14 protein-coding genes are annotated in these 21,082 nt (G+C 53.7%); 6 read left to right on the top strand and 8 right to left on the bottom strand.

What is annotated here, in order from left to right; all coding sequences use genetic code 11:
- Window positions 1-2: 2 nt before the first annotated feature.
- Window positions 3-791, top strand: coding sequence for an aliphatic sulfonate ABC transporter permease SsuC (ssuC, locus tag GA0061070_RS10140; RefSeq protein ID WP_090135808.1), 789 nt, complete (start codon window positions 3-5; stop codon window positions 789-791).
- Entirely contained in the window at window positions 788-1,567 is a 780-nt protein-coding gene (ssuB, locus tag GA0061070_RS10135) for an aliphatic sulfonates ABC transporter ATP-binding protein (protein WP_090135806.1), read from the top strand. The genes ssuC and ssuB overlap by 4 nt, the downstream gene beginning before the upstream one ends.
- 51 nt (window positions 1,568-1,618) lie before the next feature.
- On the opposite strand, the gene pepN is transcribed toward ssuB, so the two are convergent.
- Window positions 1,619-4,231, bottom strand: coding sequence for an aminopeptidase N (gene pepN / locus GA0061070_RS10130; protein ID WP_090135804.1), 2,613 nt, complete (start codon window positions 4,229-4,231; stop codon window positions 1,619-1,621).
- Between the two features lie 265 nt (window positions 4,232-4,496).
- On the opposite strand from pepN, the gene pncB reads away from it, so the two are divergent.
- The 4 genes from pncB (at window position 4,497) to GA0061070_RS10100 (ending at window position 10,343) form a co-directional block, all read left to right on the top strand.
- Window positions 4,497-5,699 (top strand): nicotinate phosphoribosyltransferase, encoded by a 1,203-nt coding sequence (gene pncB, locus GA0061070_RS10125; RefSeq protein ID WP_090135801.1) that lies wholly within the window; start codon window positions 4,497-4,499, stop codon window positions 5,697-5,699.
- A gap of 161 nt (window positions 5,700-5,860) precedes the next feature.
- Entirely contained in the window at window positions 5,861-7,261 is a 1,401-nt protein-coding gene (gene asnS / locus GA0061070_RS10120; RefSeq protein ID WP_090135799.1) for an asparagine--tRNA ligase, read from the top strand.
- Between the two features lie 600 nt (window positions 7,262-7,861).
- Window positions 7,862-8,965: a porin OmpF gene (gene ompF / locus GA0061070_RS10110; protein WP_090135798.1), complete on the top strand. Its 1,104-nt coding sequence runs from the start codon at window positions 7,862-7,864 to the stop codon at window positions 8,963-8,965.
- Between the two features lie 187 nt (window positions 8,966-9,152).
- Window positions 9,153-10,343: an amino acid aminotransferase gene (locus tag GA0061070_RS10100; protein ID WP_090135796.1), complete on the top strand. Its 1,191-nt coding sequence runs from the start codon at window positions 9,153-9,155 to the stop codon at window positions 10,341-10,343.
- A 45-nt stretch (window positions 10,344-10,388) separates the two neighbouring features.
- On the opposite strand, the gene GA0061070_RS10095 is transcribed toward GA0061070_RS10100, so the two are convergent.
- The 7 genes from GA0061070_RS10095 to cmoM form a co-directional block, all read right to left on the bottom strand.
- Window positions 10,389-11,036 (bottom strand): MBL fold metallo-hydrolase, encoded by a 648-nt coding sequence (locus GA0061070_RS10095; protein WP_090135795.1) that lies wholly within the window; start codon window positions 11,034-11,036, stop codon window positions 10,389-10,391.
- A gap of 27 nt (window positions 11,037-11,063) precedes the next feature.
- Window positions 11,064-11,612, bottom strand: a complete 549-nt coding sequence (gene mepK, locus GA0061070_RS10090) for a peptidoglycan L,D-endopeptidase MepK (RefSeq protein ID WP_090135793.1) — start codon at window positions 11,610-11,612, stop codon at window positions 11,064-11,066.
- A 187-nt stretch (window positions 11,613-11,799) separates the two neighbouring features.
- A complete protein-coding gene (gene ldtD, locus GA0061070_RS10080) occupies window positions 11,800-13,602 on the bottom strand; it encodes a L,D-transpeptidase (protein ID WP_090135791.1) in 1,803 nt (600 codons plus the stop codon).
- A gap of 185 nt (window positions 13,603-13,787) precedes the next feature.
- A complete protein-coding gene (mukB, locus tag GA0061070_RS10075; protein ID WP_090135790.1) occupies window positions 13,788-18,236 on the bottom strand; it encodes a chromosome partition protein MukB in 4,449 nt (1,482 codons plus the stop codon).
- Window positions 18,236-18,940 carry a chromosome partition protein MukE gene (gene mukE / locus GA0061070_RS10070; protein WP_090135785.1) on the bottom strand — a complete coding sequence of 235 codons (705 nt, stop codon included), beginning with the start codon at window positions 18,938-18,940 and terminating at the stop codon, window positions 18,236-18,238. The genes mukB and mukE overlap by 1 nt, the downstream gene beginning before the upstream one ends.
- Window positions 18,921-20,243 (bottom strand): chromosome partition protein MukF, encoded by a 1,323-nt coding sequence (gene mukF / locus GA0061070_RS10065; RefSeq protein ID WP_090135783.1) that lies wholly within the window; start codon window positions 20,241-20,243, stop codon window positions 18,921-18,923. Before mukF ends, mukE begins: the two co-directional genes overlap by 20 nt.
- On the bottom strand, window positions 20,236-21,030 hold the full coding sequence (gene cmoM, locus GA0061070_RS10060) for a tRNA uridine 5-oxyacetic acid(34) methyltransferase CmoM (RefSeq protein WP_090135781.1): 795 nt from the start codon (window positions 21,028-21,030) through the stop codon (window positions 20,236-20,238). The genes mukF and cmoM overlap by 8 nt, the downstream gene beginning before the upstream one ends.
- Window positions 21,031-21,082: the final 52 nt, after the last annotated feature.

Raw genomic sequence — 21,082 nt, 5'->3', positions numbered from 1 at the left:
CTATGGCTCGACAAAACAAGTGGCTGCTGCGTCTCGCTCCGTGGCTACTACCTGCCGGGATTGTGGTAGTCTGGCAAATCGCCTCCTCCGCCGGCTGGTTATCCACGCGTATCCTGCCTTCACCGGAAGGCGTCGTAAAAGCGTTCTGGACACTGAGTGCCAGCGGCGAGTTGTGGCAGCACCTGGCTATCAGTTCGTGGCGGGCGGTGATTGGTTTCTCCATTGGCGGCGCGATTGGGTTGACGCTCGGGCTTATCAGCGGCCTGTCGCACTGGGGAGAGCGTCTGCTGGATACGTCTATTCAGATGCTGCGTAATGTGCCGCATCTGGCGCTGATCCCGCTGGTGATTTTATGGTTCGGAATCGACGAGAGCGCCAAAATATTCCTCGTGGTGCTCGGTACGCTGTTCCCCATCTATATCAACACCTGGCATGGCATCCGCAATATTGACCAGGGGCTGCTGGAAATGGCACGTAGCTACGGCCTTTCGGGTTTTAGCCTTTTCATCCATGTGATCCTGCCCGGCGCGCTACCGTCGATAATGGTGGGTGTGCGTTTTGCGCTCGGTTTGATGTGGCTGACGTTAATTGTGGCGGAAACCATTTCAGCCAACGCCGGGATCGGTTACCTGGCAATGAACGCCCGCGAGTTTCTGCAAACCGATGTCGTGGTGGTCGCCATTATTCTCTATGCCCTGCTTGGCAAACTGGCAGATGTCAGCGCACAACTGCTGGAGCGCCTGTGGCTGCGCTGGCATCCTGCTTATCACACTAAAGAGGTCACCGCATGAATACGACTGCCCGACTGAATCAGGGGATCCCGTTGTTACTCAATGGCGTCAGCAAACGTTACGGTAACAATCTGGTACTGGATGCGCTGAATTTGCATATCGCTGCCGGGCAGTTTATTGCCGTGGTGGGTCGTAGCGGCGGCGGGAAAAGCACCCTGCTGCGCTTGCTGGCCGGGCTGGAGTCACCGAATGGCGGAGAGTTGCTGGCCGGCAATACACCGCTTTCAGACATTCAGCATGACACGCGCATGATGTTTCAGGATGCGCGTCTGCTGCCATGGAAATCGGTGATTGATAATGTCGGGCTGGGACTGAAAGGCCGCTGGCGAGAGCCAGCACAGCAGGCGTTGCAGTCTGTGGGGTTGGAACAACGGGCCAGTGAGTGGCCTGCTGCTCTCTCCGGCGGACAAAAACAGCGCGTTGCGCTGGCTCGTGCGTTGGTGCATCAACCGGGATTGTTATTGCTGGATGAACCGTTAGGTGCGCTGGATGCCTTAACCCGGCTGGAGATGCAGGGGCTGATCACCGAACTGTGGCAAATCTATGGTTTTACCGTGGTGCTGGTGACACACGATGTTAGTGAAGCGGTAGCGATGGCTGATCGCGTGTTATTAATAGAGGAAGGGAAAATCGGCCTCGATTTGACCATCGATATACCGCGCCCGCGCCGACTGGGATCGGTAAGGCTGGCGGAACTGGAAGAAGAGGTGCTGAACAGGGTGATGAAACGCGGCGAGTCGGAACTGACTGCATTGCCCCGAACTCGCCACGCTTAATTCACTTTTTGCCCGATGGCGCTATCTATTGTGCCACCGGGCCATACAGCATTACGCCAGCGCTTTGCTGACTTTCTCAAACAGATCGCCGGAGAGATTCGGCAGCGCTTTCAGTTGCTCCAGCGCCGCACGCATTAGCACCTGACGTTTGCTGTCATAGCGTTTCAGGCGGATCAGCGGCTCAATCAAACGCGATGCCACTTGCGGGTTGCGACTGTTCAACTCGGTCAACATCTCCACCAGGAACTGATAGCCGCTACCATCCTGCGCATGGAATGCCGCCGGGTTGCTGCCAGCAAAGGCGCCAATCAGCGAGCGGATGCGGTTCGGGTTACTCAGGGAGAACGAGCGGTGTTTCAGCAGGCTGCGCACCATTTCCAGCACGTTATTCGCCGGGCTTGTCGCCTGTAAGATAAACCATTTATCCATCACCAGACCGTCCTGATGCCACTTGTCATCGTACTCCTGCATCAGCGCATCACGGCACGGAAGTTGAGCGGCAACAGCAGCGGAGAGCGCTGCCAGCGCATCCGTCATATTGTCCGCATCGTGGTACTGCTGACGGACCAGTTTGTCGGCCAGTTGCGCATCGCCGAACGCCAGGTAGCGCAGCGCAGTGTTACGCAGGGAACGCTTGCCGATATCGGCATGTTCAACCTGGTAGCTGTCGAGTTTGTTAGCGTAATAAATCGCCAGGAACTCATCGGCCAGCTCTGTCGCCAGTGTGCGGGTTAACGCTTCGCGAACGGCGGCAATTGCCAGCGGATCGATGATGTCAAACAGTTCGGCAATTTCGTTCGCCGATGGTAGCGTGAGGATCTCAGCGGCCAGTGCCGGATCGATTAGCTCATCAAGCAAAATGGCGCGGAACGCATCGGCAACATGCAGCGGCAGCGACAACGCCTGGCCCTGCTGGTGGCGTGCAACGTTCAGTTTGATATGCGTGGCCAGCAGGCTTTGCGCCGCATCCCAGCGAGAGAAATCGTTGCTGGCATGACGCATCAGGAAAGTTAACTGCTGATCGCTCCATTTATATTCCAGTTTCACTGGCGCGGAAAACTCACGCAGTAGCGACGGCACCGGCTGAAAATAGACATTGTCGAAAATAAAGGTTTGCTCGGCCTGGGTGACATTCAACACATGATGAACCGGGTGACCATCTTTTTGCAGCGGGATCACCTTACCTTCGTTATCGTACAGCTCGATATCGAACGGAATGTGCAGCGGCTGTTTTTCCTGCTGCTCGGCGGTTGGCGGCGTGCGCTGGCTGATGGTCAGTGTGTACTGCTCGGTATTCGGGTTGTAATCGTCGGACACCGTTACAATCGGCGTACCGGCCTGGCTGTACCAACGGCGGAAATGCGACAGATCGACATTCGAAGCATCTTCCATCGCCTGCACGAAGTCGTCACAGGTCGCTGCGCTGCCGTCATGGCGTTCAAAGTAGAGCTGCATCCCTTTCTGGAAATTCGCTTCACCGAGCAGCGTGTGCATCATGCGGATCACTTCCGCACCCTTTTCATATACCGTCAGGGTATAGAAGTTATTCATTTCGATAACTTTGTCCGGACGGATTGGGTGCGCCATCGGGCTGGCGTCTTCGGCGAATTGCAGGCCGCGCATGGTGCGCACGTTGTTAATGCGGTTAACCGCGCGGGAACCCAGATCGGAGCTGAACTCCTGGTCGCGAAATACTGTCAGCCCCTCTTTCAGGCTGAGCTGGAACCAGTCGCGACAGGTCACACGGTTACCAGTCCAGTTGTGAAAATATTCGTGGCCGATAACGCGCTCAATATCGAGATAGTCTTTATCCGTAGCGGTATCGGTGCGAGCAAGAACGTATTTAGAGTTGAAGATATTCAGCCCTTTGTTCTCCATTGCCCCCATGTTAAAGAAGTCGACAGCGACGATCATATAAATGTCGAGATCGTATTCCAGACCGAAACGCTGCTCATCCCACTTCATCGAGTTTTTCAGCGAGGTCATTGCCCACGGCGCGCGATCGAGATTACCACGATCGACATACAGCTCCAGCGCAACTTCACGCCCGGAACGGGTAGTAAAGGTATCGCGCAGTACGTCGAAATCACCCGCCACCAGCGCAAACAGATAGCACGGTTTCGGGAACGGATCCTGCCACTGTACCCAGTGGCGACCATTCTCCAGCTCGCCCTGCGCCACGCGGTTGCCGTTCGACAGCAGGAACGGGTAGCGGGATTTATCGGCGATCAGTTTAGTGGTAAAGCGGGCCAGTACGTCCGGGCGATCGAGATACCAGGTAATGTGGCGGAAACCTTCAGCTTCACACTGCGTGCACAGCGCTTCACCGGACTGGTAAAGTCCTTCCAGTGCAGTATTCGCCGCAGGGCTGATCTCATTCACAATGCGCAGAGTAAAACGTTCCGGCAGGCCATCGAGAACCAGTTGGGAGCCTTCTTCTTTATAGTTGGTCCAGGGTTCGTCATTGACATGTATTGAGATCAGTTTCAGCTCACCGCCATCAAGGCGCAGCGGCGTCGCAGAGGCGCTATGGCGTGACACGGTACTTAATGCAGTGACGATGGTTTTTGCGGCATCAAGATCAAAAGTCAAGTCAATATCGCTAATCAGGTAATCCGGCGCACGGTAATCGTGGCGGTATTTGGCTTGTGGCTGTTGTGTCATAAAAAAACCTTTAGCATCTTCTGTTTGGTTACGACTCCAGTCTATTCCGGTTGCCTAAATCTCGCCATGTAGAATGTTCATCTTTTCAGAGGGAAAAGCTCTGTTTGCCGTATGTTTATAACAAGAGGCACAAAATGTCATCGACCCTTACAGCACGATATGGTGTGATCAGGGTTCAATAACCCGGTAAACAAGGTATACTCCAGCAACGACCTGCTTTGTTTATTGTACTAAACGCTCCTGTAAGAGGATGCTACTGCGCACCATGACTCAACTCGCTTTCCCTGGTCTGCAAACGCTGCTGGATACCGACGCCTATAAGCTGCACATGCAGCAAGCGGTGTTCCATCATTACTATGACGTGCACGTTACGGCTGAATTCCGCTGCCGCGGTGACGACCTGCTGGGTATCTACGCCGATGCTATTCGTGAACAAGTTGATGCGATGCAGCATCTGCGCTTGCAGGATGACGAGCACCGGTGGCTCTCCGACTTGCCCTTCTTCAAAACCGATTACCTCGATTGGCTGCGGAAGTTCCGTTACGATCCGCAACAGGTGACGATTACCAACGACAACGGTAAGCTGCATATCCGCCTTTCCGGGCCGTGGCGTGAAGTCATTATGTGGGAAGTTCCGCTGCTGGCGGTGATCAGTGAAGTGGTTCATCGCTGCCGCTCGCCACAGGCTGGCGTGCAGCAGGCCCTGCTGCATCTGGAAGAAAAACTGGCGGATTTTGCTGTTCGTTCACAGCAACTGGATATGTCCGGTTTCCGCCTGATGGATTTCGGCACCCGCCGCCGCTTCTCGCGCGATGTGCAGCAAGCTATTGTGGAACGCCTGCAACAGGAACCGTGGTTTATTGGCACCAGTAATTACGATCTGGCGCGTCGTCTGTCGCTGACGCCGATGGGTACGCAGGCGCATGAATGGTTCCAGGCGCACCAGCAAATCAGCCCGGATCTGGCCACCAGCCAGCGCGCGGCATTAGCTGCATGGCTGGAAGAGTATCCCAATCAGTTAGGGATTGCGCTGACCGACTGCATTACGATGGATGCGTTTTTACGCGACTTCGGTGCGGAATTTGCCACACGTTACCAGGGTCTTCGCCACGATTCAGGCGATCCTGTCGAATGGGGCGAAAAAGCCATTGCCCATTATGAAAAACTCGGTATCGATCCGCTGTCGAAAACGCTGATATTTTCTGACAATCTGGATCTGAACAAAGCGCTGGATCTCTACGCACATTTTGCCGATCGTATTAAATTGGGCTTTGGTATCGGCACGCGCCTTACCTGTGATATTCCGGGCGTGAAACCGCTGAACATTGTTATCAAGCTGGTGGAGTGTAACGGAAAACCGGTGGCGAAATTATCCGATAGCCCCGGCAAAACCATCTGCCACGATAAAGCCTTCGTCCGCGCATTGCGCGAAGCCTTTGACCTGCCACAGGTCAGAAAGGCCAGCTAATCACAAGGGAGCCGATGGTTCCCTCTTTTTTTCCGATAATTTATTAATGCTTCCTTGCTAATTCTGCTTGTCTGATGGCGCACGCCAGGTAACATAGAAAACCCCGTCTTTTAGGGCGGACAAAGTGTTTATTTTTTCCGACTATTAATAGAGAGAATATTATGAGCGTTGTGCCTGTAGCCGACGTATTCCATGGCCGCGTTGCCGTTGACAGTGAAGTCACCGTGCGCGGATGGGTACGCACCCGCCGAGATTCTAAAGCTGGTATCTCCTTCCTCGCCGTTTATGACGGCTCCTGCTTTAATCCTGTACAGGCCGTTATTAATAATTCTCTGCCCAATTACAATCAGGACATTTTGCGCCTGACCACCGGTTGCTCAGTGATCGTCACGGGTAAAGTGGTTGCATCTCCGGGTGAAGGTCAGAGTCTGGAAATTCAGGCTACTTCCGTTGAGGTGACCGGCTGGGTTGAAGATCCAGATACTTACCCGATGGCGGCAAAACGCCATAGCATTGAGTATCTGCGTGAAGTCGCGCACCTGCGTCCGCGCACCAACCTGATCGGCGCAGTGGCTCGCGTTCGCCATACGCTGGCGCAGGCTCTGCATCGTTTCTTCGACGAGCAGGGCTTTTTCTGGGTCTCCTCACCGCTGATTACCGCATCGGATACCGAAGGCGCCGGCGAAATGTTCCGCGTTTCTACGCTGGACATGGAAAACCTGCCGCGTACCGCAGAAGGCAAAGTTGATTTTGATAAGGACTTTTTCGGCAAAGAAGCTTTCCTGACCGTTTCTGGCCAGTTGAACGCCGAAACCTATGCCTGCGCGCTGTCAAAAGTGTATACCTTCGGCCCGACCTTCCGCGCTGAAAACTCCAACACCAGCCGCCATCTGGCAGAGTTCTGGATGCTGGAACCGGAAATCGCTTTTGCCGATCTTGACGATAACGCCCGTCTGGCTGAAGCAATGCTGAAATATGCCTTTAAAGCGGTGCTGGAAGAGCGTCTCGACGATCTGAAATTCTTTGAGGAGCGTGTCGATAAAGACGCAATCGGCCGTCTTGAGCGTTTCATTGCAGCGGATTTCGCGCAGGTGGATTACACCGATGCCGTCGCTATTCTTGAAAAATGCGGCGAGAAATTCGAGAACCCGGTTTACTGGGGCGTTGACCTGGCCTCTGAACACGAACGCTATCTGGCAGAGAAGCACTTTAAAGCGCCTGTGGTGGTGAAAAACTACCCGAAAGATATCAAAGCATTCTATATGCGCCTGAACGATGACGGTAAGACCGTGGCCGCGATGGACGTGCTGGCGCCGGGCATCGGTGAAATCATCGGTGGTTCGCAGCGTGAGGAGCGCCTTGATGTGCTGGATGCACGTATGGCCGAGATGGGTCTGAATAAAGAAGACTACTGGTGGTATCGCGATCTGCGCCGTTACGGCACGGTTCCGCACTCTGGCTTCGGTCTTGGCTTCGAACGCCTGATCGCCTATGTCACGGGCGTCCAGAACGTTCGTGACGTGATTCCATTCCCACGCACACCGCGCAGCGCGACATTCTAATAATGTATAAAGGCCAGCTCCAGCGCTGGCCTTTTTCTTATCCTTTTCCTGTCAACCCTGGTTAACAATTTTTCGACATCATCGTCGACGCCCCCACCACCCTTACTTTTCTTTGCGCATTTTTACGCCTGAAATAACTGCGTACAAAAACATCCATCAAGCTTATTGCGGAATATGTCTGACTGTTAATTAGCACATTTGGTCAAAAAGAATACAGCTATCCGGATGGCTAAACCCTGTTATAAGAAAAAGCCAGATGAGAACGATTACGGAACAGGAAAAACCATTAGCTTAATTAAATATAAGTAATTCATATAAATAGTAACGAGAGTGCTGTTTTTATCAGCGGTTGATGCTGAACTTTGAGATGGTTCACAAAGTTCCCTTAAATTAATACTTTTTTACACAATATTTCTTTTTGTTACTCCTTTAAGGCATTTGTAGCACTTTCAGGGTAGCGAAACGATTATATGTTTGGAAAGATGCCTCTCAGACACAGAAAGACACCAAACTCTCATCAATAGTTCCGTAAATTTTTTTTGACGGAATTTATTGGCGGCAGTGGCAGGTGTTCAAAAAAACCAATGAGGGTAATAAATAATGATGAAGCGCAATATCCTGGCAGTGGTTATCCCTGCCCTGCTGGTAGCGGGTGCAGCTAACGCTGCAGAAGTCTACAACAAAGACGGCAATAAAGTTGATATCTACGGTAAAGCTGTAGGTCTGCACTACTTCTCTAAAGACAACGGCGCCCACAGCTACGCAGCCAACGGCGACAAAACCTATGCTCGTCTGGGCTTCAAAGGCGAAACCAAAATCAACGACCAGTTGACCGGTTACGGCCAGTGGGAATATAACTTCCAGGGTAACAACTCCGAAGGTACCGACGCACAGAACAGTAACAAAACCCGTCTGGCATTTGCTGGTCTGAAAGCTGGCGACGCTGGTTCTTTCGACTACGGTCGTAACTACGGTCTGGTTTACGATGCAATCGGTGTAACCGATATGCTGCCAGAGTTCGGTGGTGATACCAGCAACGCTGACAACTTCTTCTCTGGCCGTCAGGGTGGTCTGGCTACTTACCGTAACAATAACTTCTTCGGTCTGGTGGACGGTCTGAACTTCGGCGTTCAGTACCTGGGCAAAAACGAGCGTTCTGACGCAACTACTTCCAACGGCGACGGCTGGGCGACTTCTTTAAGCTATACCGTCGATGGCTTCGGCATCGTTGGTGCTTACGGCGCGGCTGACCGTACTAACGCTCAGCGCGCTCTGACCGCCTACGGTACAGATGGCAACAAAGCTGAACAATGGGCTACTGGCCTGAAATACGATGCTAACAACATCTATCTGGCAGCTTTGTACGGCGAAACCCACAATGCAACTCGTCTGAAAACTACGCTGCCAAGTGGTGTTGCACAGAATGGCTTCCTGAACAAAACTCAGGACTTCTCTGTTGTTGCACAGTACCAGTTCGATTTTGGTCTGCGTCCGTCCATCGCTTACTACAAATCTAAAGCGAAAGATGTTGAAGGCATTGGCAGCGAAGACTTCATCAACTACGTTGAAGTGGGCGCAACCTACTACTTCAACAAAAATATGTCCACCTATGTTGACTACATCATCAACCAGATTAAGAAAGACAACAAACTGGGCGTAGGTTACGACGACACTGTTGCAGTAGGTATCGTTTACCAGTTCTAATCAGTCACCCCTCGACTGTTATATGCATATCAAACAGGGCTTCGGCCCTGTTTTTTTATGTCTGAGACACAAATGCCGACGACTTTTGAAAAGCCTCGCGCTTTTTATCGCAAACGGTTGGCAATTCGTGCGTCAGCCGTTACCCTGATAGCGGACTTCCCTTCTGTCATCAAAATGGAACCTCGTCATGTTTGAGAATATAACCGCTGCCCCTGCCGACCCCATTCTGGGTCTGGCGGATCTGTTTCGCGCCGATGAACGCCCCAATAAAATCAACTTAGGGATCGGTGTTTATAAAGATGAAACCGGCAAGACCCCGGTATTAACCAGCGTGAAGAAAGCAGAACAGTACCTGCTGGAAAATGAAGCCACCAAGAACTACCTCAGCATTGATGGTATTCCTGAGTTTGGCCGTTGCACCCAGGAACTGCTGTTCGGCAAAGGCAGCGCGATTATCAACGACAAACGTGCACGTACGGCCCAGACACCGGGTGGTACCGGCGGTCTGCGCGTCGCGGCGGATTTCCTTGCCAAAAACACCGCCGTTAAGCGCGTCTGGGTAAGCAATCCAAGCTGGCCGAACCATAAAGGCGTCTTTAACTCCGCGGGCCTCGAAGTCTGCGAATATAACTATTACGATGCACAGAACCACGCGCTGGACTTCGACGGTATGTTGGCGAGCCTGAACAATGCGCAGGCTGGCGATGTGGTACTGTTTCATGGTTGTTGCCATAACCCAACCGGTATCGATCCGACGCTGGAGCAATGGGAATCACTGGCGAAGCTCTCCGTAGAGAAAGGCTGGTTGCCGCTGTTCGATTTCGCCTATCAGGGGTTTGCCCGTGGCCTGGAAGAAGATGCCGAAGGCCTGCGAGCCTTTGCGGCGCTGCATAAAGAATTGCTGGTCGCCAGCTCGTTCTCGAAAAACTTCGGTCTGTACAACGAACGCGTGGGTGCCTGTACGCTGGTGACTGCGGACGCTGAAAGCGCCGATCGCGCCTTCAGCCAGATGAAAGCCGTGATCCGCGCAAACTATTCTAACCCGCCGGCGCACGGTGCCTCTGTAGTGGCCACCATTCTCAGCAATGAAGCACTGCGTGCAATTTGGGAGCAAGAGCTGACGGATATGCGCCAGCGCATTCAGCGTATGCGACTGCTGTTTGTGAATACGCTGCAGGAGAAAGGCGCTAATCGCGATTTCAGCTTTATTACCCGTCAGAACGGTATGTTTTCGTTCAGCGGCCTGACCAAAGAGCAGGTGCTGCGTCTACGCGAAGAGTTTGGAATTTATGCTGTCGCTTCCGGGCGTATTAACGTCGCAGGTATGACGCCGGATAATATGTCACCGCTGTGCGAAGCGATTGTCGCCGTGCTGTAAAATGTGACGCATGCAGAAAGGGTCGCCGAAGCGACCCTTTTTTATTCACCACACCGGTAATTCATCCTGCAGGAACGGGTTGTGGAGCCGTTCATTGCCCAGCGTCGACATCGGCCCATGGCCAGGAATAAAAGTGATGTCATCACCGAGAGGCAGCAATTTACGTTTGATTGAATCAATCAACTGCGCATGATTCCCCTGCGGAAAATCACTGCGCCCAACGCCGCCTTTAAAGATCACGTCGCCGGAAACCAGCAAACGCGACTGAACATCAAAAAACACCACATGTCCCGGCGTATGCCCCGGGCAATGCAATACCTGTAATGTCACCTTACCGACAGTAACCGTATCGCCTTCATTTAACCAGCGATCGGGTGTCAGCGGCGGGCAATCATCCAGACCAAACATCCGGCTTTGGGCAGGCAGCCCTTGCAACCAGAACTCATCATTTTTTTCCGGGCCGATAATCGGCACACCGTAATGCTGCGCCACTTCGGCTGCCGCACCCACATGATCAAGATGACCATGCGTGAGCAGAACTTGCGTCAGCGTCACGCCGGAAGCATCCACCTCGGCAATAATACGCTCTGCATCACCGCCAGGATCGACCACGGCGGCAAGTTGGGTCTGTTCACACCAGACAAGCGAACAATTCTGGGAGAACGCGGTAACCGGAATAATACGATAGTTCATACTGCTCCTGTAGCTCAGGCCTGAGGTTTACCAGTGCCGTACTGGCCCGGTATCAATATGCACAAAGTTGCTGCTGGGGTAGTATCCTACACCACCCGCGCGCAGAGATAACGCTGCTTTGCGAATATTACTCAGGGAAATCCCTTCAATATGGAAATCCATGGCCTGGCCTTTGGTGTGATAACTCTGTTTCGCCACACCACGACTATGCGCGCGAAGTTCATTGTTCGTATCGACTGAACGATACCCTGAAATCAGTTGCACAGGTTTGCGTGTTCCCAGCAGCACCTGCAGGCGAAAGATGTGATCAAACAGTTGAGGATCGATGGTTTTAATTTTATTCGCGCGGTAATCACGGAAAAAATGATTCAGTTTTGCTAATTCATCCTGAATATAGCCTCTGCCATCAAAGAACTCAGCTTTAATAGACTCTCCGGTATTCAGATTATTCAGTGTTAGAATACGCGGTCGTGGCGTGGAAAGGGTAGCAAACGCCCGTGTTGGTAACATGGCGGCGCCAAGAGCAACCCCACCCAACGCCAGCAGTTTGCGGCGATTAGCGTCAAATTTATCCATGATAATAAATTCTATAGATAAGCAAAGTTAAACGTAATTTATGCACTTTTTTAGCGCACGAAAGGCACCTTACCGGGCTATAAACACCGCGTCAAGGCAGCTTCCCCTCAGCAATAATGGGCTTTGTAGCCTACAAAGCCCATTATTGCCAATTATTACGACAATGCTATTTGCCAAACTGCTTCATTTATCTGATTAATTGTTCAGCTTTTGGCAAGATTTGTGCGCCCGATCGTGCAGTAAGATCGTAATTGTAAATATCTGTACGATACTGCGTGCGACCATCGGCCCCCACAAACGCGGTCAGATAGTAGAGATTGACGGGGATATTGTGACGGATATTAACGTAGCGGGTATCTCCCTGCTTTAAAGCATCGGAGATGCGCGTATCGCTCCATCCGGCATCCTGCAACAGCATATTTGCCAGTTCAGACGCCTTATTCACTCGTACACAGCCCGAACTCAGCGCCCGCGTCTCTTTCTGAAACAGGTTATGGTTCGGCGTGTCATGCAAATAGATGGATTCAGAGCTCGGCATATTGAATTTGTAACGACCAAGGGAGTTCTGTACGCCCGGCGCCTGCTGGAAACGGAACGGTAAATTCGATGGTGTAATCGTCGCCCAATCAACCATTGACGGATCGATCGCCTCTTTGCTATTCCAGCCACGCAGGACGGTATAACCATGGCGTTCAAGGTACGTCGGATCGTTCATTACCTTCGGAAGAATATCCTTGCGCGCCAGCGTTGGCGGTACGTTCCACGGCGGATTGACCACCACATTATTCAGTGCGCTGCTCATCATCGGCGTTTTGCGATCGGGGCGCCCGACTATCACCCTTGATGCCAGCACCTGGCTGCCGTTGAGATAATAAACCAGCGAGTACTCCGGAATATTCACCATAATGCCGGTGGAAAGTGTCGCTGGCAGCAGGCGCAGCCGTTGGATATTGAGCGCCAACAATGCAGCGCGCTGCGACGGGCTGACATTCAACCAGTCACGCGTGCCCTGGCCAATCACGCCATCGGCATACAGCCCCTGCCAGGCCTGGAAGCGTTTTACTGCCTCAACCAGTTGTTGATCGTAAGCCGCACGCGTCGGTACTTTTTTTCTGCTCGACGCCGCAGAGGTACTGACTGCGCCCCGATCGCCAGACAGCACGATGTTCGGCCCGCCCTCCAGCATATCGGTACGTTGCAGGATCTCACGCAACGCCGGAACATCGTTGCTCCACTGCCCTGGCCGCAGTGCGACGTTACTAACGATTTGCGGCCACGGGCGAGAATCCCCCACCAACGCCAGTAATGACTGATGCATAGCGGCATATTGCGGATGATGTGGTGCAAGGCTCTGAATGAATGACGGCAACGAACCGTTATCCAGCGCCAGTTGCCACTGATTGATCACCGAAATCGCTGGCGTTGCCAGCACATAGGGTTTATCGCTATAAAGCCAGCGCTGGCCTTTGGTCTGAATATCGGCCACAAAATGCAGATAACCCAACATGGCGTCAGAGAGCACCACATCACGCGCCATACCGGAAACACCCGGGTCGGTTAACAGCTCAATCCAGGTGGTGAATTGCGGCTGGAAACCGGCAATCGCCACTTCAGCTAGTTGCTGTTGAAACGCCTGCACTGCATCGTGGTTATCCCACATGGGTTTCTGACCGCGCGCCGCATACAGGGCCGCCAGTTGATTCATATAGACGGGCGTCCAGTTGGCAGGCAATTGCGACTGCAACTGTGCACGAACATCTGCCACAGAAACGCCAGCAGGATAAGGCTTCACGCCGATTAACATAGCGGTAGCAGGCGATTGCGCCTGCGGCTCTTGTAACACGGTCGGTTGATCGCCCGGCGTGGCGGAACTATCAACTGGCACGATTTCAGGCTCATCGGCCTGTACGCTGAACAGTGGAGCAAATGCCAGTGTCAGACACAAACTCAGCGCTGACATCCGACGACCATTTAACTTCTTAAGCAACATCCCTTGCCCCCTGTTTCTCTCACATTGCTGGTGACATGTGCGTCACCTTTTCTCAGTATATTAAGACAAAAAAGCATTTGCCTGACCTAATGTAAAGAAATTTAAAGATGAAGCACAGGCCGCAGCGGCCCTTACAGTAAATAAAAAAGGCGACACCTGTGCCGCCTTTGTAACCTGCCCTACCGTTAAGAGGCATCCGCCGTACCAGGGAGCGTCTCCGGCAGTTGAGCAGCAAAACCGCGCAGCCCTACGACGTGTACATGCTCATGATTCTGGAAGACTTTACGCACCAGTTTATAGGTGGTGCCTTTTTCCGGACTGATATTTTCCGGTGCCGCGATAATCAGTTGCATCTGCAGACGCTCGCACAGTTCAAACAGCGTAGCGATGGAGCGGGCATCAAGACGCGCCGCTTCGTCGAGGAACAGCAGGCGACACGGCGAAATGTCCTTGCCGCGCAGACGACGGGCTTCGTCTTCCCAGCTCTGCACCACCATCACCAGAATCGACATCCCGGTACCTATCGCTTCACCGGTCGACAATGCACCCGATTCCGCGCGCAGCCAACCATCGGAACCGCGGTTAACTTCCACTTCCATCTCCAGATAGTTGCGGTAGTCGAGCAGCTCTTCACCGATGGTTTGCGGTGTCCGCTGGCCCATATCGATTTGCGGGTTCAGACGCTGATAAAGCTTCGCCAACGCTTCCGAGAAGGTCAGGCGATTACTGTTAAACAGATCCTGATGCTGTTCATGTTGTTCAGAAAGCACCGTCAGCAGCGTCGCGTGGCTTTCCCGCACGTTCACGTTCAGCCGCACACTATTGACCTGACCAAACGAAACGCTTTGCAGCCCCTGGTTCAGCATGCGAATACGATTCTGCTCGCGCTGAATGGTTTTGCGGATGATGTTCGCTACGCTGCGGGAACTGATAGCCAATTTCTGCTCGCGCGAGGTCAGCTCTTCCGTCAGACGGCTCAGCTCGATCTCCATCTGTTCGATCGCTTCCACCGGATCGTCAGTGCGAATAATATCCTGACGGATACGTTCGCGCAGATGCTGATATACCGCCACAAAGAACTGGATCTTACGTTCCGGGCGCTTCGGATCTTCCGACATACGCAGCACATCGCGCAGGTGTTCGTTATCCGCCACAGCCAGTCGCAACGCACCCAGCGCTTTATCCGACATGGATCGCAGTTCGTCAGCCGAAAGATAGGCCAGCTCGCGACGATGTAAACGCCGCTCGACACCATTGTCTTTCACCATGCGCATTACCGCGCACCAGCCCGCTTTTGCCGTTACCACCTGCTCGCGCATTTCGTGATAATTGCGCTCCAGGTGACGCAGTTTGCGGGTCAGGTTATCCATTTCCGCTTCACAGAAGGTGAGCGATTTTTCCAGTTGATTGCGACGCGCGCGGTTCGTGGAGAGATGCGCATGCAGCTCATCACGACGAATACGCGCCCGCTCTTCCGCGCCGCCATCGGCGCGGACACCAATCTCCTGCAACTCTTTTTGCAGATCGTTAAGCAGCTCTTTTTTGGTATCAAACGAACTTTTCAGCGAGGCCAGTACCTGGTTGTACTGGCTGAACTGCGCGGCATGGCTGCGCATCGCTTCACGCGCCCGGGTACGCTCAGTTTCCGCCAGCTCCAGACGTTGACGTAACTTCTCGTTCAGATCGTTATTACCGTTGAACATCTCCGCCGAATCGGAGTAGCTGAAGTGCGCGCGGCGCTGTACCACTTCCGCCAACACAAACGCTTGCTGGCGAGCATCGCGTTGCACCTGTTGGGATGTGGCATAGTCGGCTTTTAACTGCTCAAACTGTTCCGGGTCACTCTGCAGTACAGAAACGACCGGTTCCAGTTTTGCCAGTTGGTTACCAAACTGCTGAATAAAGCGCGCGGCTTCCTGTGCTTCGTCCAGACGTTCCTGTATTTCATCAACGCGATCGGCCAACGTATCGTCAGCCAGCAAATTCACGCGCGGCAGCAGGCGGTTAAGCTGGGCAACACCCTCTTTCGCCTGCTCAAACTGCACACGGTTTTGCTGGTTGTCGTTTTCATGATTGCTGATAGCACGTTCCAGCTCGCCGCGGCGACTGTTGAGCGTGCGGATTTCCGCTTCCGGATCGTCCTCAAACGCAACCGCCAGATGGCTACCGATAAAGCGGCTGAATGCCTGATGCAGACGCTGCGTTTTTTGCACATCGAAAGAGAGCGTCGCAAAACGCTCGGCCAGCTCTTCACGCTCGGCGTGCAGGCTTTCGATGCGGCTTTCACGCGCCGCACGGCCAAACAGCGGTAGCGATGGGAAACGCGAATAACGCCACTGGCGATCGGCGATTTTCACCACTACCGCTTTTTCCAGCTCGTCGACGGCGAACACGCTATCGTCGAAGGATTGCGGATCCCCTTCGATCAAATAGAGATCTTCCGGGCAATCTTCCAGCCCTTCCAGCATCTCTGCCACCTGCGACAGATCAGGAACTACAATGGCATGACGCGACGGGCCATACAGCGCTGAATAATAGGGCGCATCGTCGATGCTGACATCGTCATAAATTTCCGACAGCAGCACGCCGCCAAAGCGTTCCGCCAGCGCGTTCAGACGACCATCTTCCGCACCGCCAGGCTGACTTAAACGTTCAATTTCATCATCGACGCCACGTTTACGCGCGCCAACTTCATCACGCTCAACGATCGCTTCGCGCTCACGCTCCAGCAATTGTTGCAGGTATTCCGTCACTTGCTGGCCTGATTCGAACTCTTCGCCGCTCTGCTCGCTCAGTTGCGTCAGACTGCTCTGTGCCGCCAGCCATACCGGCGCGCGCTTGGTCAGCGTCTGAATGCGCGATTGCAGCTGTTCCAGCTCCTGACGCAGCGTAAGACGCTGTTCACCGGCAGCAGCAACGTTATCGGAGAGCGCGGCGATTTGCGCCTCCAGTTCCTGATGCAGGTTATCCAGTTCTTCGACGTCATACTGTTTACCCTGACGTTTGCAGAACTCGGCAAACAGACGCTCGGCCTCCTGCTGCTCACGCAGACGCTGTTCCAGCTCGTTCAGCCGCATGCGCAGCGGCTGCACCTGTTCGGCCAGATGGCGCTGGTTTACACCATCACGCAGCAACTCGCGCGCCACTTCCCAGGCTTCATTACGTGCCAGCGGACCGTTGATGGCAGCCACCAACTGGTAAGCCTGCTCGAACTGGCTGTGTGCGGTCTGCGCAACGCTTAATTTCTGATCCAGCGACAGTAGTTTTTCGGTCGCTTCCTGCTCTTTGGCCTGGAAAGTTTCCAGCCATTCGTTAGCGGTTTCCGATGTGAGATCCGGCAGTCGGCACAGCTCTTTTGCCCGTTCCAGCGCCTGCAACGCCTGGTTGTACTGGATAGCGCGGGTTTGCTGCACATCCAGCGCCTGCTGGTAATCGGCGAGCTGGCTCTTCAGCTCATCCACTTCCAGCTCAGCGGCCTCGGCGCGGGCTTCGTTCTCTTCCTGACGCTCGGCGGCTTCAGCCACCACTTCGTGCTGCTCTTCGAGGCGAATCTGTAACTCTTCGAGATCCGCTTCATAGCGTTCGATTTTTTCTTGCTGGCGCAGCGCCGTTTGCACCAGGTTAAGGTGATCGCTGGCCGCCTGGTAATCGGCTTCCAGATCGCCTTCCGCCCCAGCATGTTCTGCCAGCTCACGTGCCATATCGACATGCTTAAACTGCTCGGCCGCCAGTTGTTGGCGCGAGGTAAACAGATCCCGGCGAAACTCCAGCGCTTTATCCAGATGCACGCGGCGTTCATTGGCATGGCGCATATAATCCGCCGCCACATAATTGGTGGCTTCGCTGATCAAATGTTTGAACAGATCGCGATCCGACTGGGTCACGCGAATCGCTTCCAGCGTCATCCGGTTTTCGCGCAGCGCCGCTTCCATATCCTGGAACGCTTTACGCACACCGCTATTTTCCGGCAGCAGATAGTCGCGCAGCGAACGGGTGATGGCGCTGGAAATCCCGCCGTACAGCGAGGCTTCAATCAGGCGATAGAATTTGCTGCGATCCGATGCGGAACGCAGACGGCGCGCGACGATACCCAGATCGAACATCAGCGCGTGGTAATCGGTGATGGAGTTGAACTGCTTAAACTGCACACCTTCCATCGCATCCAGTTTGTCTTTCACTTCCTGTAAGGACAGCACGCGTGCCTGGCGCTCGTTCAGCGTTTCGGTCAGCAACTGCGTCGGCAGTACGGAGGTCGGCAGGCCCTGAATAGCGAAAGGTTTAATATCCACTTTACGATCGCGCCCGGCAACCTGTTGCAGGCGCACCCCTACCAATACGCGCTGATGGCGGGAGTTGATCACGTCCAGCACCGAATAACAGACACCGGCTTTCAGCTTACCGTGCAGCCCTTTATCACGGGAGCCGGAGGTCGCGCCCGCTTCGGTGGTGTTACGAAAGTGCAGCAGCGTCAGATCGGGGATCAACGCCGTGACAAACGCCGCCATGGTGGTGGATTTTCCGGCACCGTTCCCCCCGGAAAGCGTGGTAACCAGCTCATCCAGGTCAAAGGTGCGGGCGAAAAAGCCGTTCCAGTTAATCAGCGTTAGCGAACGAAATTTACCGCGATCGATCATTACTCTTCCTCCGAGCTATCCGGCTGATTTTCTTCAGGCTCATCATTGAGCTGCAAGTGGTTTTCGACTGGCATGGCTTCACCGTCGCGGATCATACGCAGTTGCGCTTCACGCGGATCGTCGCCGGAGCGGACATCTGCGCCAAAGCGGAACACCGATTCCGTGATGCGAAATTTGCTGCTGTCATTGCCCATAAACCAAATCATGCCAAGGCGACGCAGACGGTTGAGTGAGGAGCGTACCTTTTCCTGCAACTTCTGCCGGTCAAGATCGGAGCCGGTTGAGCGGTTGTTGACCAGTTTCAATAGTTTCGGTTCATCGGCCAGCGACAGCAGTTCGTCGTACAACTCCTGTTGCGTGAAGATCCCTTCATTCGCCAGACGCTCCGGGCTCAGATACAGGTAGCAGAGAATTTTACCAACCATCATATCCAGCTCGGAAAGCACCGAACGCGGAATCAGCGTGGTGGAGCGCGGGCGCAGATAGAAGAAACCTTCCGGCGCACGGATCAGCTCAACGTTGTAACGCGCGTAAAACTCTTCCAGATACTCCTGAAAGTCCATCAAAAAGGCGTGATTATCCAGCTCGTCAAGGCCGATATGCCGTCCTGAGCGCAATGCGCTGTCGAGCGCCGGAAACAACGGGTTAGCCAGCGCCTGTGCCAGTTTAACCGGCATCACTTGTTCAATATTTATCGATGACATGCGCCTGTACCTTGGCTCCGTAATCATTAATCGGCTGCCATTTCGGTGGCAGTCCGGTGAAATCTGCTTGCGCTACGCCAAGACGTACCGCCTGATCGACTACAATACGCGCGATGTCGAAATGCCGGACACGCGGATACTGCGTCAGATATTCGCGGGTGACCAGCCCAAGATCCAGCGGCACACCTTTGGTTTTGTAAATCGCCAGTTGCTGCTCAATCATTGCCGCTAGCTGCTCGCGGATTTCGTTAAACTCTTCGAACTCCAGATCTGGCGGCAGTTCGCCGGTTACCTCTTCATCACGCAGCGTCATCTCTTCATCGCGCATATCCAGCAGCCTGTCGGCGTTGGCGTAGATTAATGCCCACGGCGCATCAAAATAAGACTGCACCGACTGGCGCAGACGCTGAGCGAAGACGCGGTTTTTATCCATATCGATAGCGGTACGGATAAATTTGTGCACGTGGCGGTCGTAACCGATCCACAGATCGATCGACTGCTGACCCCAGCTCACGATGCGATCCAGTTTGCTTTGCAGGTTGAACACCAGTTGATCGAGGAACTCCAGATCGTCGCGGCCTACGGTGGCATCCTGAATGCTCAGCAGATTCGCCTGAAGTTTGTCTCCGGCGGCATCCAACGTATCCTGCAACTCACGCAGTGTGCCGGAAGTTTCTGACAACAAAAGTTCACAGCTGGAGATAGCCGCCCGCCAGTCTTTATTCAGCAACTGGGCGATATCATCTTTCACCTGCTGCTGCTGTTCATCCATCAAACGTTGGGTTAAATCGATGCTATCGAAAATCTCCGCCACCGAATATTTCAGCGGCGCAAAAACGTTACGATGCCAGTGAAATTCGTCGCCGCCCTCTTCCGCCGCGTCAGCAGCGCGTTTTAGCTCGCTTGCCACAATCGACAACTGCATAGAGAGGCGCAGCGTGGAAAATTCACGCTGGCGGATGTAGTAATCAGTGATGCCGATGCCGAGCGGCGTCAGGCGATAGATCGCATTGCCTTCCACTAGTTCGCTGGTAAAGCGATTTAACAAACGCTGACGCACCATGTCATTGATAGCGTTATTGGCTCGCTGAACGATGGTTTCGCTGGTTTGCTCAAACGCCTCGCTGACGTGGCGAAACGCGTCCACCAGTTCGCCTTCACTCATCTCGCCATCAAGACGCTCGCCGTTGAGCGTGGCGATAGCCAGCAAGAAAGAGAGCCTGTCGACTGGCAGCGAAATAGCGAAATCATTTTTCCTGGCCCAGGCAACCAGTTCGGGGACTGTCTGGGAAAATTCACTCATCGTTTGTCCTTCCATCGATTTGCGGCTTAAGCGCTGTCACGTGAATATAGCGGCCAAGGCTGATATACGGCTCCTGACGACAAAAGCGTGTTTCAAGCTCGAGCAATGCGTCAAAACAGTCGTGCTGTTGATGTTTTTCACGCAAGTAATCGTGAAAAACCCGTACGCCGGTTTTACCGGTAATGCGCCAGCCAATCTGTTCGAGCCAGCCGTAAACGTCCGCAGGATTGCGCGGATAGTCCGGAGAAAGGGTACGTTTTTTCCGTTTTGGCATACCTGCTTTCACGTAGTCGAAATTCCCTGCCACCATATTGTGCATTAGCAGACCGTCGGCATTATAAAACATCAATGACAACGCTCCGCCCGGGCGTAGCGTCGACCACAATTTTTCTAATGCAAATATGGGTTCTGCCACCCATTCAAGCACAGCATGGAACAATATCAGATCAACGGGCGATTCCAAATGCTCAGCCACATCCTGAACGGCGCATTGTACAAAATGCATGTTACCGCTCACACCTTTCGCCTCTGCTGCGGTTTGCGCACGCGCGATCATCTCTTTAGATACATCGCAAAGGGTAACGTGGTGACCCAACTGCGCCATCCGAATCGCCGTCTGCCCTTCGCCTCCGCCAGCATCCAGAACCCGCAACGGAACATTACCGCGCGTTGCCAGCAGCGCATCAAGATCCTGCCACAGGATCGCCTGCCGCAACTGCCCTTTGGTGGTGCCGTAGATGTTGCGCGAGAATTTCTCCGCGATATCGTCGAAGTTACGATCCTGCATGCACGCTCCACGCTTTTGGCAAAACCGTTATTTTGTCACAGCCGTGACGAGA

The organism is Kosakonia oryziphila, assembly GCF_900094795.1.
Lineage (GTDB): Bacteria > Pseudomonadota > Gammaproteobacteria > Enterobacterales > Enterobacteriaceae > Kosakonia > Kosakonia oryziphila.
Note: the sequence above shows the minus strand (reverse complement) of the source record. Positions and strands in the feature narration are given on the sequence as shown.